At 35.5% G+C, this 15,581-nt stretch carries 11 protein-coding genes; 4 read left to right on the plus strand and 7 right to left on the minus strand.

Going from position 1 to position 15,581, the window contains the following annotated elements:
- Window positions 1–54: 54 nt before the first annotated feature.
- The 7 genes from P278_RS11100 to P278_RS11130 form a co-directional block, all read right to left on the minus strand.
- On the minus strand, window positions 55–1,536 hold the full coding sequence (locus P278_RS11100) for a TlpA family protein disulfide reductase (RefSeq protein ID WP_051413531.1): 1,482 nt from the start codon (window positions 1,534–1,536) through the stop codon (window positions 55–57).
- A gap of 153 nt (window positions 1,537–1,689) precedes the next feature.
- Window positions 1,690–2,448: a hypothetical protein gene (locus tag P278_RS11105; protein WP_082436145.1), complete on the minus strand. Its 759-nt coding sequence runs from the start codon at window positions 2,446–2,448 to the stop codon at window positions 1,690–1,692.
- 401 nt (window positions 2,449–2,849) lie between these two features.
- The gene (locus tag P278_RS11110; protein ID WP_038266663.1) at window positions 2,850–3,512 is read right to left on the minus strand and encodes a hypothetical protein; all 663 of its coding nucleotides are present in this window, start codon (window positions 3,510–3,512) and stop codon (window positions 2,850–2,852) included.
- A gap of 116 nt (window positions 3,513–3,628) precedes the next feature.
- Window positions 3,629–5,149 (minus strand): TlpA family protein disulfide reductase, encoded by a 1,521-nt coding sequence (locus P278_RS11115; RefSeq protein WP_038266665.1) that lies wholly within the window; start codon window positions 5,147–5,149, stop codon window positions 3,629–3,631.
- Between the two features lie 500 nt (window positions 5,150–5,649).
- Window positions 5,650–6,777 carry a phosphonoacetaldehyde reductase gene (locus tag P278_RS11120; RefSeq protein ID WP_038266667.1) on the minus strand — a complete coding sequence of 376 codons (1,128 nt, stop codon included), beginning with the start codon at window positions 6,775–6,777 and terminating at the stop codon, window positions 5,650–5,652.
- 134 nt (window positions 6,778–6,911) lie between these two features.
- Window positions 6,912–8,162, minus strand: coding sequence for an MFS transporter (locus tag P278_RS11125; protein WP_038266670.1), 1,251 nt, complete (start codon window positions 8,160–8,162; stop codon window positions 6,912–6,914).
- Window positions 8,163–8,891: 729 nt separating this feature from the next.
- Complete coding sequence (locus P278_RS11130; RefSeq protein ID WP_038266672.1) at window positions 8,892–9,818, minus strand: RHS repeat domain-containing protein; 927 nt, start codon at window positions 9,816–9,818, stop codon at window positions 8,892–8,894.
- A gap of 321 nt (window positions 9,819–10,139) precedes the next feature.
- Here P278_RS11130 and P278_RS11135 point away from each other — a divergent pair, with 321 nt between their 5' ends.
- The 4 genes from P278_RS11135 to P278_RS11150 all read left to right on the plus strand — a co-directional run bounded on the left by P278_RS11135 (window position 10,140) and on the right by P278_RS11150 (window position 15,575).
- Window positions 10,140–10,487, plus strand: coding sequence for a hypothetical protein (locus P278_RS11135; protein WP_038266674.1), 348 nt, complete (start codon window positions 10,140–10,142; stop codon window positions 10,485–10,487).
- 169 nt (window positions 10,488–10,656) lie between these two features.
- Window positions 10,657–11,070, plus strand: coding sequence for a hypothetical protein (locus tag P278_RS11140; protein ID WP_038266677.1), 414 nt, complete (start codon window positions 10,657–10,659; stop codon window positions 11,068–11,070).
- Between the two features lie 150 nt (window positions 11,071–11,220).
- Window positions 11,221–12,306: an efflux RND transporter periplasmic adaptor subunit gene (locus P278_RS11145; RefSeq protein ID WP_038266680.1), complete on the plus strand. Its 1,086-nt coding sequence runs from the start codon at window positions 11,221–11,223 to the stop codon at window positions 12,304–12,306.
- Between the two features lie 26 nt (window positions 12,307–12,332).
- Window positions 12,333–15,575: an efflux RND transporter permease subunit gene (locus tag P278_RS11150; RefSeq protein WP_038266683.1), complete on the plus strand. Its 3,243-nt coding sequence runs from the start codon at window positions 12,333–12,335 to the stop codon at window positions 15,573–15,575.
- Window positions 15,576–15,581: the final 6 nt, after the last annotated feature.

Here is a 15,581-nt window from a genome sequence, read left to right on the forward strand (position 1 = left end):
TGTTTTTATGTAATTAATAGGTTGTGCAACGTCTAACAACGTTGAAACACGTAATTATTTCAGTTTTTCCTTAATTTTTTCTTCAGTAATTCTATTGCTAGGATGTATATCTTTACCTCTTTCTACAATATTTCCATTCTTATCAATTATAAAGTATTGTGGGATTCCTTGAACATCCAATGCACTGCGAAAAAATTTACTTTGGTCTTTGTCAATTAAATAGTGTTGCCCCCCTCCTAGGTTAAAGTCAGAAACCAACCTTTTCCATAAATCTTCTTTTGATTCAATACACACATAAACAAATGACACATCCTCTCCATTAAATTTCTCCATAAGCTTTTTTGAATGTGGCATTGCTTTAATACAGGGAGAACACCAAGTTGCCCAAATATCCATATAAATAACTTTTCCTTTATTTATTGATAGAATTTTAGAGAAAGTTTCTTCTATAGGGGTATTTTTCATTTTAGCCAGAACTTCATTTGAGTATAAATTGGGCTTATTAATAAAGTCTAATGTTTCTCTATAATAATTATCTAAATTCTCTTTTATTATGGGTAGTTTAACAAGAGAATTCAAGGTCGTTAGATTCTTTCTGTATCCTTCGATAAAGTTCTCCTTAAATTGTGCTGTATAATAATGTGAAAGAAGCAATTGTTTTAATAAATCGTTAGGAATATTCTTTTCAAAATATTCAATTATAAGGGAGTCAGAATTTATCTTGCCATCAATGATATCATCCATTATGGGGCTGAATTTCTTTTGAATTTCAGGAGTTATTCTGTTCATAGAATAGCTATTTATACGTTCACTTAAATTTCTCCATGAGACGATGTTGGATATCGTAATGTTTGGAACATCATTATTGTAATCAAAATAACCATCAGGTAGATTCTCTCTGCCAAAACCATAATCATCGAGAAAGTAATAATAAGTTTCATAACCAAATGAAGTAATCCATTCTTTCTCTTCCGTATTTAATGAGTTCTTGTTCTTGAACCGTTTAATGAGTTCTTGTTGCTCGAGTTTAAGAGAATCCATTTCTGTTTTAAAATCAATAGCATTCTTTTCATATGAAATAGGCTGTATAGCCCCATAACCTAAATTATTTTCTTCTCTTAATATTTGAAAATCAATCAGTAGGTTGTTTGTTTGATGCCTACCTCCTTTAAAACGAACAGTTTTTAGTAAATCTAGATTATTTTTTTGAGGGCTAAATTCTAGATAAATACTATCATTAGGGTGGTATATAAAATTAATATTAGCAAAACTCTTTTTCTCTAAAATAAAAGCATCTAGCGGGATAGAACTTTTTAATTTTATTTTGAAATTGCCAACTGAATCAATATTTATAGATTCTCTATACTTTTTAGTACCTGGTTGAGAGTGAATTAAGTACAATTCTGCATTTTCACCATTATAATTATTAACTCTTCCGTTAATTGTGATTTCATTATTTCCGATTCCACTTTCTTGAGTGTTACAAGAAATTAATAACAAAAGAAATAATGGTATTATTGATAATTTTTTTTTCATTTATGATTGTCTCTTTTTATGTGTTACGTGTTTGTGTATGATTTCGTTGCGTATTTTAGCAAAAACAAACCGAATAGAAAATCCACAAGCTTTTCGCAAGTAGGCGAGTAATAACAATGAATTATACACGGTGTTACCCATAGGCTTTTTTCTTTATTCAAGTTGAAAATGTATGTGGTCATCGTGTCTAACTGCTTGACATCCGTGAAATCGTACTTTTACGTTATTCAAATTCATTCTGGTTTTTAAATGTGGTTCGATAAATAACTTTCCAATATTTTTTTGTTTTAAAATCAGATTTGCCAATTGTCGGGTTCCTTTTTCGGAAAACTTAATTTCTTTGTTGATTTTACCTAAAGTCAGATATTTGGGAAAATCATATTGCCAATTTCCTTTATCCTTACAAACTTCCGCTTGGTCATATTCTTTTTCGGTTGGCATTTCATAAACTCCATATCCACTAACTGATGGCTTTTTGTTTGTCAATTGTCCATTATCATTTTCGTAAATCAAAGAAACGTCAATTTTTTTTCCATCGTTGTGGCTCAAATGAGGCAAAAGGGGAAATTTGTCTATGAAAGGGAAATTCGCATCAAGATAAACTATTTTTATTCCTGTGTTTTGTTTTTCAAATTCAGTTGCGATTTGTCCAATTGATTTATTCAGCTCAGGTCTTACATAGTTTCTGTTCGCAAGTTTATAAATGAAAGAATGAGCTTTTAAAGCTACTGATTCTTTTATTTTTTCACGTCCAAAAGTTGGTGCGACATTTGGAACAATTAAAAATGTTGTAAGCAAATATAGAATAGCGAAAATTCCAATTCGTTTCAATTGTTTCTTTTCCGAACTTTTCTTAACGAACAAAATTGCAATCAAATATATTATTCCACCTATTTGAGTGACAACAGTCAAAAAAACGATAATTATTATGTGAAGGAATATTTTCAATGGTTGATTCAGCTAATGGCCAACAATCCTATAAACACCATAAGGTGTTTATTTTTAACATGTTTACCACAAATCTAACGGATTTTTTATTTTAATAAAACTGTTTCTTACTATATGGGTACTATTTTATATAGTTTTTTATAGTCTTAGGCGCATAATATTATTTTGATATTACTTAAGTTGGTTTAAACGTTTGTAAACATTTAAAAAATAGTTGTACCTGAGGATATTTCAACTTTTCCTCAATTCAAATCTTTGCAATCAAAGCACCTAACGGTTTAACCTATGCAAATAACACTACTTAACACGCCATTCATGTTTCGCCGTACCGACCACACGAACACTTAGTTATTGTAGGCAGCTATTTATATTAATTTTATTGATTTTTTAAATTCTTCAAACTCTTTGTTGGCAAGTTGATTTTGAGCTTTTGATTGGTGGCAATTAAAGTCGTAATAAAATCCATTATGTTCTACTTTTAGAACTTTAAGTTCAACTTTCAATGGTTCATTTATTTCCATATGTTCAAATAAATATTCAGCGTCATATTCATAAAATTTACAATTACTAATGAAATAAGGTTTATACTTTTTTGTCACTTCAAAGTCTTTTAAAATCATTGAAGTTCCAAATTCAGACATCTCCATTAATTCTTCAAAAGTTTCATGACCTAAATCTTCAAGTTCTTCTTTTGGAGTTATGTTTAATGTAATTGTTGGTGAGAAAATACCTTTATACTCAGGTTTGTCCTGATAATATTTTGTAGCAATACAAATAGGATCTCCCAATTCCTCTAATATTTCCTCTTGTGAATCTTCAAGTCCCTCTCCAATTATTTGTTCGCTTTTAATTTTCCCAAAGTCTTTTACGGCAATGAATCCCCAGTTTTCAGGTTTATGGAATAGTATTCCCAGCTTTTTATTTACATAAACATTATCATTTATGGCAACAGCATTTAAAGGGTCAACAGCAAGTCCTGCCAAAGCAAGACTTGATAATTTAAAGAATTGTCTTCTTCCTATTCCCATAGTTTATTCAAATTGCACCTTACCACCAACCTCACCCTTGCACCTATTATCCTGTTCAAAATATTCACACTCAATATAACCACACAATGCACCCGTGAGTATTAGCTTTCCCCTTGTTAATCGGTTAAAGCCTCTTCTATCTGCTTAATCAGAACATCTCTCTTCATCGGATAACCGGCCTCGGATAACTCGAAGGTTCCATCCTTTTTGATAATCGCATAGGTAGGAAACCCTTTTCCCTTTATTTCTTTCATAATGTCAGCAGTAAGTGTTCTATCCGCCAAAACATGAGTCCCTGTTAAATTATAATAAGCGATCAACTCTTTCCATTTGTCTTCTTTATCCTCATCGTAATTCGCTATATACAGATAATCGAGCCCCTGGTCTTTAAAATGACTTTTTATAGCCTCCGAATTTTTTGAAATTTCAGAACGGCATGGCCCGCACCAGGTTCCCCACATATCGAGTAAAACCGTCTTACCTTTTACCAGTTTCAATATGTCATCAAAAGACTGGTAGGAATCCGGATTATCAACGAAAACCATTTTATCGGTAAGGGTACGTGCTCTTTGCTTTTCGATTTTTTGAATGGCAGGTTCAACATATGAAATATACTGACTTTGAGGGTACTGCTGTTTAAAACGTGAAAATATTTCCGGTAGATTATCCTCTTTTTCATCTATTGCCTCTTTAAAAAGTGTTCCATATAAAAACTCGGCTGTTTTGCCAGTAAAGTGCTTCTCGATGATTTTCTCTTTCAAAAGATTCTCAGGATCCTTACTGTTTATTTTAACTGCCTCTTCCTGAGTCGCTGTCCCATAATAGTCTTTTAACCGTTCAGGATGCTGCCACAGCTGTTCTTTTAATCTTGTAAGATACGTACGTAGAAAATAACAGTATCGATCAAAAACTAACATTTTGTCATTACTAACCGGGGTACGATTGATAAGCGAATCCTCGATGGCTTGCCAGCTATCCTCATTTCTCACAAAAGATTCTCGTATATAGAATTTTTGTTCTCCTTTAAATTCAAGATACTTACACAATGGAAAATAATTAACATTTAGAGCATAGATCTCCTTAAACTCATCAGAAGGACGGTACTTTGAATTATAATCCGCCAGGATTTTTTGATTCTTATTACTTTTCTCTTTTATAGCACTAAAGACATTGCCTGGCAATGAATCTTTTCTGTAAGCATTATAGTCTGACCTGTCTTTGAAAAGTTCTTGAATGGCAGGTTGGTTATTTTCACTTCCTGCGCCCGAAACTACATAAGTACTCCCTTCATCTTTAGATGCAAAAGACACATTAAGTTCATCGCCAGGCGATAAACAAAAAATATAGGATTTATTCTGGTTATTTTTATCAGGAATAACAGCAGTAACGAAAATCGGTTTGGAAAGTTTAACTGACCAATGCCCCTTCCCATCTGTTAAAGGAACTGATATTCTTCCATTATTTTCGAATAGTCTACTAGCATTAGTGAAATTGTCTTTTAAAATCGAAATGCTAGTGACACTTGAATTTTCTACCTTAAAATTGATGGAGGCTTCCTGTTCTTTTTCTTCTTGAATACATCCGATTTGCATGAGTCCCAGGAACAAAATCGACAGAATCAAACTTAATTTTCTCATTATTTATATTTTATAAAAAAAGACCCTTACCATAACCGCTAATGGTTATGCGTAAGAATGGTTAGGTGGTTAAGCACCCAATTTAGAAAAATTGCATCTAATAAGCAGAAAATTCTTCAAGTTTTTCTTACGAGCTGGAACCAGGCAAATATTTAAGTACAGTCTTGATTTCGGATTCAACCTTCTGCGATCATATACTTCTCTTGGTTACCTGAAGGTTCTTAACATAACTTATTCCCCTTCCATTTTTGTCTTTCAATGATCTTTATGTAATATAACGTTGATGATAAGAACTCTTAGGAAGCCACCCTGTAAAAATGTGATGAAAAAATTAAAGAAGTACAGCGGATTTTGTATACTAATTTTTCACAGACACAAGCTTTACGCTTGTGTCTGTAATCTTATTCAATAGATCTCCATTAAAAGTATGTTAACAATGGCTGGCACGCGGTAAACATATAACTGACTTATTTCATAACTACGGTCCTTTCAACCATTCGTTATTCTTTGCTCCTTAATAACTGTAAGAGTTGCTCTTTAGAAATATTTCTAGGATTATTCCCCAACCTTTCAGTATTGACATTATCGGCAATTACATTTTCGCAATCTTTAATATTTAGCTTTTCTAAAGATAATTCTATCCCTATTTCTCTTGCCAGCTCCTTTAAATAATTTTTTCCTTCTGTAACTGAATGCACTCCTAAAAATTCACAAAGGTCTTCAAAACTGTTTTTTATATAATCAATCCCTTTGGGGTTATTTGCATCAATTTCTGACACATTATAATTGTACTCAAAGAACTCAGGTAATGTTAGAAATACTGCATGCCCGTGAGGAATAGAATAATACGTAGTAAAAGCATAGGATACAGCATGAGAAGCTGTAGTTTTTGATATATTAATTGCCTTACCTGCATAATAGGCACCTAATGAAACTTTATGACGAGTATCTTTTGTCGGACTATTCACATTCTTCTTAATATTTGGCAACAAATATGACAAAGCCTTTCTCGCATATTCTTTAGACGCTTCGGTAGCGCCAACACTCCAATACGATTCAATGGCCTGAGACAGCGCGTCTAATGATGTACATGCCGTTAAGTACTTCGGCTGGGTTGATGTAAGCCTGTAATTTAAGCCTACTATATCGGGCAAAATATACTCATGGGCCAAAGAATATTTAACCTCATCGATATATACTACCGCAAAATGAGTGGCTTCACTCCCGGAACCTGATGTAGTTGGAATGGCTAATAGAGGAACTCCTTTTTCCTTGATTTTATTTTGACTAACGAAATCAAGAAGATCTTCAGGGTTGTTTGCCTGAAAAGCATTAATACATTTCCCCATATCTATAACACTTCCTCCTCCAATCGCAATTATTAAATCATAATTGCCTTCTTTAAAAATAGCAACCCCCTTTTTTACATCTTCTATTTTTGGGTTTACTTCAAAATCTGAAAAAATAGTAACCTCAACATCTTCTAATACAGGCTGAAAGAAATCTTCAGCTCCACTCAATGTATATGCGACCGGATCTGTTACCAAAAACACTTTTTTAGCTCCTAACTCATTGGTTATACGCTTAATGTCTTTTACTGATATTTCTTCAATTAATCTTTGATTCATCTTTTAAAACTATTAATTCTTTATACTAACATCCAGGCCTTTTGTCGGTCTTCTAAATTTTCTATCCTGGAACCCTAATAAAACACTCCGGTTATTTATGGCAAACCAGGATTCAGCTTATCTAAAACTCATATCTATCTCCTCACAAACAAAATAATAAATGCCCCCATAAAGCACATTGTAGAAGTTACTGCAAACACAATATTTTCCTGACCTGTAATATCTGCCATAAATCCTATAAATGGTTCACCCGCACCCGCAAAAGCATAGGCAAATGTATTCATAACCCCAACACCTGTACCAGATCTGTTTACTCCTAATAAATCCGGGCTAAGCGGCCAATAACACGATTGCGGACCATACACCAAAAAACCGGCTAAAAACATTAACAGCAGGCCACCTAACAGGTGATCTCTTGGCACAAAATAGATCATGAGAATTACCAACCCGGCTAATCCTAACGATAAAGCTATAGGCTTGGATCGGTTAGACTTAAAAACCCTATCTGATAATTGTCCGAAAAAGATAGTACCTAAAGCCATCCCTATGGGAAGCGCTAAGGCAATCCAAAGATTAGAGGATTCTTCAATTTCTGTTCCCAGGTAATAAAGAGGCACCCATACCAAAAGACCATATCTGGCTGTATTTTGAAAGCCAATAGAAATACAGGCCAACATGAATTTTTTATTTTTTAATACTTTACTATAACGTTGCAAAGAAGTTTCATCTTTTCTCTTATCCTTAACAGTAACTTGTGTTTCATCTTCCAGTGGCTCAAACCCTAAATCTTCCGGCTTATTACGGACTACATAATAAAAAACTGCACAACCCAAAAGGAGTAGTAATACTGGTAAACGAAATAACCACCTCCAATTGAAATCATATATATCCAACATAATTATGGACAATAAATAGATCAGTATTGAAGAACTTCCAGCTGCAAATAAATAAAACCCAAAAGCCTTACCTCTTTCTCTACCTCCCCACCAATTGGATACCAGCCTGCTACCCGGAGCCCACCCCAGGGATTGACTGAATCCGTTTAAGGCCCAAAAAAGAACAATCATCCAATAAGCAGTGGCAAAACTCGTCGCCCAATTCATTATCACAGACAATACACCTCCGATAACCATCATACGGCGAGCACCATATTTATCTGCCAGGTTACCATTAATAAACTGGCCAATACCATAAGCCCATAACATCGCAGCTCCAGCCCAACCTATATACTGCTTGGTAACACCAAACTCCCCTTCTATTCCCTGGATGGCCCACCCAAAATTTTGTCGACCTGTATAAAAAAACAGGTAGCAAAACATAACAGCAAAGAGCATTTTCCATTGTGTTCTCCTAAAATCAGAAGCCTGAATATTCAAATCATTCATTTGTTTATCTTTTTACTGAAACTCACATTCACTTCTGTATTGAGCTTCATTTAAATGTCAAGACGTTTAATTATAAATCCCATTGTTTGAAGACATTTCAATTTCAACTAAAGCTTCTTCTTGGTTTAATCTTGTGTATAATTCTTTATTTATAAGCAACATAGCCCTCTTACTCTTCCTTAAAGTCTGGAATTATTTTCTGTGCAATTACACAGTTTCTACTCGTCTTTAAAATTTTCATAAAAGTAAAATAATTTTACTATATGTAAAATTTAAAATGTTATAATAATGTTAATGTCAATCATTAATAATTGCCTTATTGCACTCAAAAATCCAAAACCCTAAAAAAATATCCCTCTAAAATAACCCATTCTTTCACCCCCCTGAACTAACCGTGTTAAATCATCTGATATTACCGTTTTTTGCATGTTTTAGCCGTCATGTTTAAATTGATTTAAAATGATCTAAATGTTTTACTATGCCTGTTATTTGGTCAAGAAAAGTGCTTAGATAAGGCCCATTTCAGGTATAGCAAAGGTATGGTTGAGGCATAGTTAAAGTATGGATAAAGTATGAACACATCTATTTAGGTTCATTCTTGTATAAAATGTTTCCAGGCAATAGAGCTACATTACCTGAAATTTTGTCAAGGTGATTTTTTACCTAATCAACCGGGTATAAAAATTCATTGTAAACACCTTGTCATATTATACATTGGCGTTACCCACATCATAACTGTTCAAAACTGAATAGCCATTGGGTATCATCCTGGAGTTCTTCGTAAAAAAGATATTCCTTCTTCACCTCTACACCATCGATATTTTTATAATTGGTTTCATTCCCATAATCATCATAATCAATCCATTTTTCATTTCCCGCACTATTCTTATAATGGATCAGCAGTCCTTGATCATTATATACTTTCCACTCTTCAAAAGCATCACCGGCAGGAATTAATTTTTCTTCCCAGCTTTCCTTCTTTTTAGGAATAACATGAGACTTATAGTAAGTTTGATTCCCAAGCGTGTCATACTTATAAATTTGCTCATATCCAGCGTTATTTTTAATCTGACACAATCTATTTTCATTATCATAACATCTCGTCTCTACCAACCCCTCATTTGTCTTGGATTTTATCAATCTTCCCTTTTCATCATACTCAAACCATTCTTCTAAACCCTTATTATCCCTGTGGTTTATTATTTCCCCTTTATTATTATAGTCCCACCACTCTTCCATGTTAATCAACTTATCTCTCAAATAAATTTGATTTCCCTGACCATCATAACGGTAAATGGTAGCTTTATTAACATCATTTGAAGGGATAAATAACAATAGACGTCCCTCTGCTGTATATTCAAAATACTCCTCTTTTCCTTTGGAATTTTTATACCTTCTCTTATGCCCATTTTCGTCATACTCGCACCATTCCTCAAATCCGCTAGTATCTTTGGTTGACAACAAACCTCCATTTTGATTATACTTAAAAAACCTTGTAAAACCATCACTCCTGACATGCTTATAAAGCAAGTCATTATCATAAACAAACCATTGTTCGATTCCATTAGTATTTGTATATATTTCTCTACCTTTTAAATCATAAACAAAAAGCCGTTTAAAATCTTTTTCTTCCTGTGTTTTCTGAAAAATATTCATCTGAACTATTTTTAAAGTATGTAACAACGATCATCATGCCCACTTGAATCCATTAAAAAGAACCGTGAACACCTCCAACAAATATAAAAAGGTCCCTTTTGTACCTGCTCCATCCCAGTGAGTGGCACCCCATTTTGGAGACCATCGTCTAACCTTTATACCTGCCCTAATTTCCAGAAAAAAAGTTCTTCCTACTCACTCATCCCGAAGCAGATAGGTTCCAAATCAGAAAAACAAATTCAAATTCTATAAATTTTATCATAGATTTGGACTTTTCCATACCGAAAACTATTTAGCTAACATTTTAATAATTTAAATTATATGGGAGTGTTTGTCATTCGCAAACAACCAAACGGGAATTACAATTTCATTTTCACCTCCAGGAAAGGAGATGCTATATTTACAAGCATCAATTGTAAGCAAAAAGATGACTGTAAAGTGATCTTGCAAGCAATCAGAAACAACCTGGAAATATTTACGTTCACCAAAAAAAATCCTGGTAAGCGAAAATTTCTATTCAGAGTTTCCAAAGGTGGTTTCGTACTGGCATCCAGTCGTGTGTACACTACCGAACTCAAACTTGAAAAGGAGGTAAACTATATCCTGACAAAAGCTCCGAGAGCCGAGGTTCTTGATTTCTCAGAAGACGAACAACTTTTCGCAGATTAGGCAACCTCCTTATCAACCACCAATAAAACTTCATTTCCGCTATCGGACCATAAATCTTAAGACAATTTCCCTATGTAATTGTTATATAACATACTGTCTTAATTTTAATTTATTTTTAAAACATTATTACTTGATATACTGCGATGTATAATGTAGTTTTACCGCCCGAATGACGAAAGTGCTGATTAAATATTGTCTGGCTCTCTTTGTGTTGCTTTTGAGTGGGTTTAATCAAACCCATGCAATACAGCAATACCCGGATATTTCACACAGCTCATTGAATGATCATGAGCAGCTCATTTCTTATGGTTTCGATTTTGATGATTCCGCCTTTCTTGTACCGGGAACACCTCATCAACATACCAGTAACCACTTCTTTGAAGAAACCTTTAACGAGGAAGAAACCCACGAGTCTGTTTCTCTTAAAAAGAAAAAGCATACCAGTTTAGCCATCCTGAATAACCACTCCGCTAAACTAACATACTTTCAATTATTTAAAAACAGACTATCATCTAATAAGTCTTTCTTAACTTATTTAACTACCCCAAACCTATATATCAGGTTTCAAGTTTTTAGACTATGATCTTATTTCAGGCATCGGACTTAACCGCTCATGCCTGTTGCTACATTTATATCTCTAAAATCCAGTATTAAACATATTGGGTTAAGGATTCTTTGTGCATTGCACTTCAATTACAATTAAATCAAATAACATTTTAAAACTAAGACTAAGATGAGGAAATCACTCATGTTATTAGCTATTGGTGCAGTTTTGTACCAAACCAGCTGTACATCAAAAAAAGAAGAAACCAAATCAGAAGAAGTCAAATTCGTGGTTTCAAACCCGGTTGTAAAGGATACTATAATTACAGAAAATTATGTAAGTCAGATTCAATCCATTCAACATATCGAACTAAGAGCTCAGGAACGGGGATATGTACAGAAAATTTATATTGACGAAGGACAACATGTGAAAAAAGGTCAACTTTTGTTTCAAATTATGCCTAACCTCTACAAGGCAGAAAAACAAAAGGCACAGGCGGAGGCTAACTTTGCTGAAATAGAATACAAAAACACCCAGATTCTTGCTGACAGTAATGTGGTAGCTGCAAACGAACTGGCCATGGCGAAAGCTGAATACCAAAAGGCTATGGCAAACCTAGCCTTAGCAGACACCCACCTGAAGTTTACGGAAATCAGGGCTCCTTTTGATGGCTTCATCGGCCGGTTCGAAGTACGACTAGGAAGTTATGTTGAAGAAGGAGAACTTCTTACCAGCCTTTCGGACAACAGTAAAATGTGGGTTTATTACAACGTGCCGGAGGCCGAATATTTAGATTATAAAACCAAAAGTACTGCAGACGAAAACACCAAGGTGGAACTCTTAATGGCCAACAACCAGACCTTTGACCATACGGGAGTTGTAGAAACCATTATTGCTGATTTTAATAACGAAACCGGAAACATTCCTTTCCGAGCCTCTTTCCCTAATCCGGAAGGTCTGTTAAGACATGGTGAAACCGGAAATGTGATTATGAAAATCCCTTTTAAAAATGCCCTGATCATTCCGCAAAAGGCAACTTTTGAAGTATTGGATAAAAAATATGTATTCGTAGTTAATGAGCAGGATCAAGTAATTCAAAAAGAGATTCAAATTAAAGCTGAATTACCTCATCTGTTTATCGTTGAAGACGGATTAACAGTGAATGACAAAATCTTACTGGAAGGTATCAGAATGGTAAAAAATGAAGAAAAGATTCACTATGAGCTTGAACAGGCTGACAAGGTACTGGCAAGCCTGGAAATGTACGCAGAGTAATCTAACACAACTAAAATTACATTATAATGTTTAGTAAATTTATTAAAAGACCGGTATTAGCCATTGTAATATCGGTGGTAATTGTTTTTACAGGTTTATTAGCCATAAAACAATTACCCATATCGCAATTTCCCCAAATTGCACCTACTACGGTAAACGTGTTTATCGCCTACCCCGGAGCAAGTGCAGATGTATTGGTGAAATCTACCTTAATCCCTATTGAAACTTCAATTAACGGGGTGCAAGACATGAGGTATATCGCATCCGACGCCACCAGTGCGGGTGAAGGAACGCTCCGTATCATATTTGATCCGGGTACTGACCCTAATGACGCGGTTGTAAGGGTAAAAACACGAATTGACCAGGTAATGCCTCTACTTCCCGAATTAGTGCAAAGGGAGGGGGTTATCATCAAACCCGTACAACCCAGTATGTTAATGTATGTAAACCTTTTCAGCGATCATAAAAACAATGACGAAAAGTTTCTGTACAATTATGCTTACACCAAAATTATTCCCGAGATACAACGTATCAAAGGGATTGCCAGCGCTCAAATACTAGGTAGCCGTAAATACGCTATGAGGGTTTGGCTAAAACCCGATCGAATGAGAGCCTACAATATATCTGCCGAGGAAGTATTGGAAGCTATGGACGAGCAAAGTATTATAGCCAGACCAGGACGTTTGGGAAGAAGCTCGGGTAAAAGAGCACAGTCTTTGGAATACGTTTTGGTATACCAGGGAAGATATAATGAAGCAGAAGATTATAAAAACATCATTCTTAAGGCGAATGAAGAAGGTGAAATACTAAAATTAAAAGATGTCGCGGATGTGGAACTGGGAAGTGAGTTTTTCGATATCTATTCGAATCTCGATGGTAAACCCTCAGCCTCTATTGTCTTAAAGCAAACCTTTGGTAGTAATGGTAATGATGTAATTGCTGCTGTTAAAGACAAATTAAAAGAAATAAAGGAGGATCTCCCTCCCGGTGTTGACTACAAAGTCGGATACGACGTATCAAACTTCTTAGACGCTTCCATCGACCAGGTTTTGCACACCCTTAGGGATGCATTTATCCTGGTTGCCATTGTAGTATTTTTATTTTTAGGTGATTGGCGATCTACCATTATTCCAATCATTGCCGTTCCGGTATCATTGATCGGAACCTTCTTTGTAATGCAATTGTTCGGTCTTTCGATTAACCTGATTACTTTATTCGCCCTGGTATTAGCCATAGGTATTGTAGTTGATAACGCCATCGTAGTGGTGGAAGGTGTCCATGTAAAAATGGAAGAAGAGCACCTGACTCCTTATAAAGCTTCGTATGCCGTTTTAGGTGAAATTGGAGGTGCTGTGGTAGCTATAACCTTAGTTATGGTATCTGTTTTTATCCCTATTTCATTTATGTCCGGACCCGTTGGAGTCTTTTATCGTCAGTTCTCCATTACCATGGCGGGAGCCATTATTATTTCAGCAATCGTAGCCCTCACGCTTACGCCGGTACTATGTGCCATGTTACTAAAAAACACGCATGGCAAGCCTAGAAAAAAATCGCCGGTTAACAGGTTTATCGATTGGTTCAATAATAAATTCGACAAATTAACCGGCCGCTATATTGGCGTATTAAAAATGATTGTAAACCGACGTGTAATTACGTTTGGTATGCTGATCGCCTTTTGTGTGGGTATCTTTTTAACCAACCAGGTATTGCCTGCAGGGTTTATTCCTAATGAAGATCAGGGAATGATCTATGCTATTATTCAAACACCTCCGGGTGCTACCCTGGAACGTACAAACGAAGTCGCAAAAAAACTACAAGCTATTTGCGAAGAAACAGAAGGCGTTGCTTCGGTTTCATCCCTTGCTGGATATGAAATCATGACCGAAGGTAGGGGATCCAATGCAGGTACCTGCCTGATTAACCTTAAACCCTGGTCTGAACGAAAGCATGGCGTTCATGAAATAATGGAAGAACTGGAAGAAGAGACCAAAGACCTAGGGGCTATTATAGAGTATTTCGAGCCGCCTGCAGTTCCGGGATTTGGTTCTTCCGGGGGATTTGCATTGCGCCTGTTAGACAAAACCAACGGTACTGATTTCCATGAGTTTGAAAAAATCAATAATAATTTCATGGATGCCCTCAGAGAACGAGAGGAACTTCGTGGGTTATTTACCTTTTTTGCTGCTAATTATCCCCAATATGAATTAAAAATTGACAATAAAGCAGCTATGCAAAAAGGGGTTTCCATCGGGAAAGCCATGGAGAACTTAAATATCTTAATCGGTAGTACCTACGAGCAAGGCTTTATTAAATACGGAAGGTTTTTTAAAGTATATACCCAGGCTGCTCCCGAATATAGAGCGATGCCAAGCGATCTTGAAAAGCTTTACGTAAAAAATGATAAAGATGAAATGGTGCCTTATTCCTCATTCATGAAAATGGAAAAAAAGTTAGGTCCCAATGAGATTACCCGCTACAACCTCTACAACTCGGCAGCAATCCGAGGACTTCCGGCAGCAGGCTTTACCAGTGGTGATGCCATCAAAGCCATTCAGGAAGTTGCAGAAAAAAACCTTCCGAGAGGTTACGATATTGCATGGGAAGGTCTTTCCTATGATGAAGCCTCGAGAGGTAACGAGTCCATTTACATATTTGCCGTAGTATTGATCTTTGTATACCTGGTTTTAGCTGCTCAATACGAAAGCTTCCTATTACCAATGGCCGTAATTCTATCTTTACCGGTGGGTGTATTTGGGTCCTTTTTATTACTAAAACTTATGGGACTTGCCAATGATGTTTATGCGCAAATTGGGGTTATTATGCTGGTTGGTTTGCTCGGAAAAAATGCCGTGTTAATTGTTGAATTCGCAGTACAAAAACGAAGACAAGGTGCCTCCATTCTCGATGCTGCCATTGAGGGAGCTAAAGTGAGATTCAGACCAATTTTAATGACCTCATTCGCTTTTATCGCAGGATTAATTCCGTTGGTATTGGCTACCGGAGCCGGAGCGATTGGTAACAGAACCATTGGAGGCTCTGCTTTAGGAGGTATGCTTATAGGTACGGTATTAGGAGTTCTTATTATACCGGGACTGTATTTTGTGTTTGCAAAAATGGCTGATGGTAAGAGCCTTATTAAAGACGAGGTTACAGAACCAGTTTCTGAAGAATTTATGAGACTGAGCGAGCGAGAAAGCAAATTAGAAGCAAGGCTTCGCCGTATGAATAAGGTCTTGAAAAAATTAATGAAAAAATCTGATGACAAATAAAATCAA

Source organism: Zhouia amylolytica AD3 (genome assembly GCF_000511935.2).
GTDB lineage: Bacteria > Bacteroidota > Bacteroidia > Flavobacteriales > Flavobacteriaceae > Zhouia > Zhouia amylolytica.

Bases quoted from the DNA above. Each gene is read 5' to 3' on its own strand.
- P278_RS11115 (WP_038266665.1), bottom strand. From the start codon at position 5,149: ATGAGAAAATTAAGTTTGATTCTGTCGATTTTGTTCCTGGGACTCATG.
- P278_RS11135 (WP_038266674.1), top strand. From the start codon at position 10,140: ATGGGAGTGTTTGTCATTCGCAAACAACCAAACGGGAATTACAATTTC.
- P278_RS11110 (WP_038266663.1), bottom strand. From the start codon at position 3,512: ATGGGAATAGGAAGAAGACAATTCTTTAAATTATCAAGTCTTGCTTTG.
- P278_RS11100 (WP_051413531.1), bottom strand. From the start codon at position 1,536: ATGAAAAAAAAATTATCAATAATACCATTATTTCTTTTGTTATTAATT.
- P278_RS11150 (WP_038266683.1), top strand. From the start codon at position 12,333: ATGTTTAGTAAATTTATTAAAAGACCGGTATTAGCCATTGTAATATCG.
- P278_RS11125 (WP_038266670.1), bottom strand. From the start codon at position 8,162: ATGAATGATTTGAATATTCAGGCTTCTGATTTTAGGAGAACACAATGG.
- P278_RS11120 (WP_038266667.1), bottom strand. From the start codon at position 6,777: ATGAATCAAAGATTAATTGAAGAAATATCAGTAAAAGACATTAAGCGT.
- P278_RS11130 (WP_038266672.1), bottom strand. From the start codon at position 9,818: ATGAATATTTTTCAGAAAACACAGGAAGAAAAAGATTTTAAACGGCTT.
- P278_RS11140 (WP_038266677.1), top strand. From the start codon at position 10,657: ATGACGAAAGTGCTGATTAAATATTGTCTGGCTCTCTTTGTGTTGCTT.
- P278_RS11145 (WP_038266680.1), top strand. From the start codon at position 11,221: ATGAGGAAATCACTCATGTTATTAGCTATTGGTGCAGTTTTGTACCAA.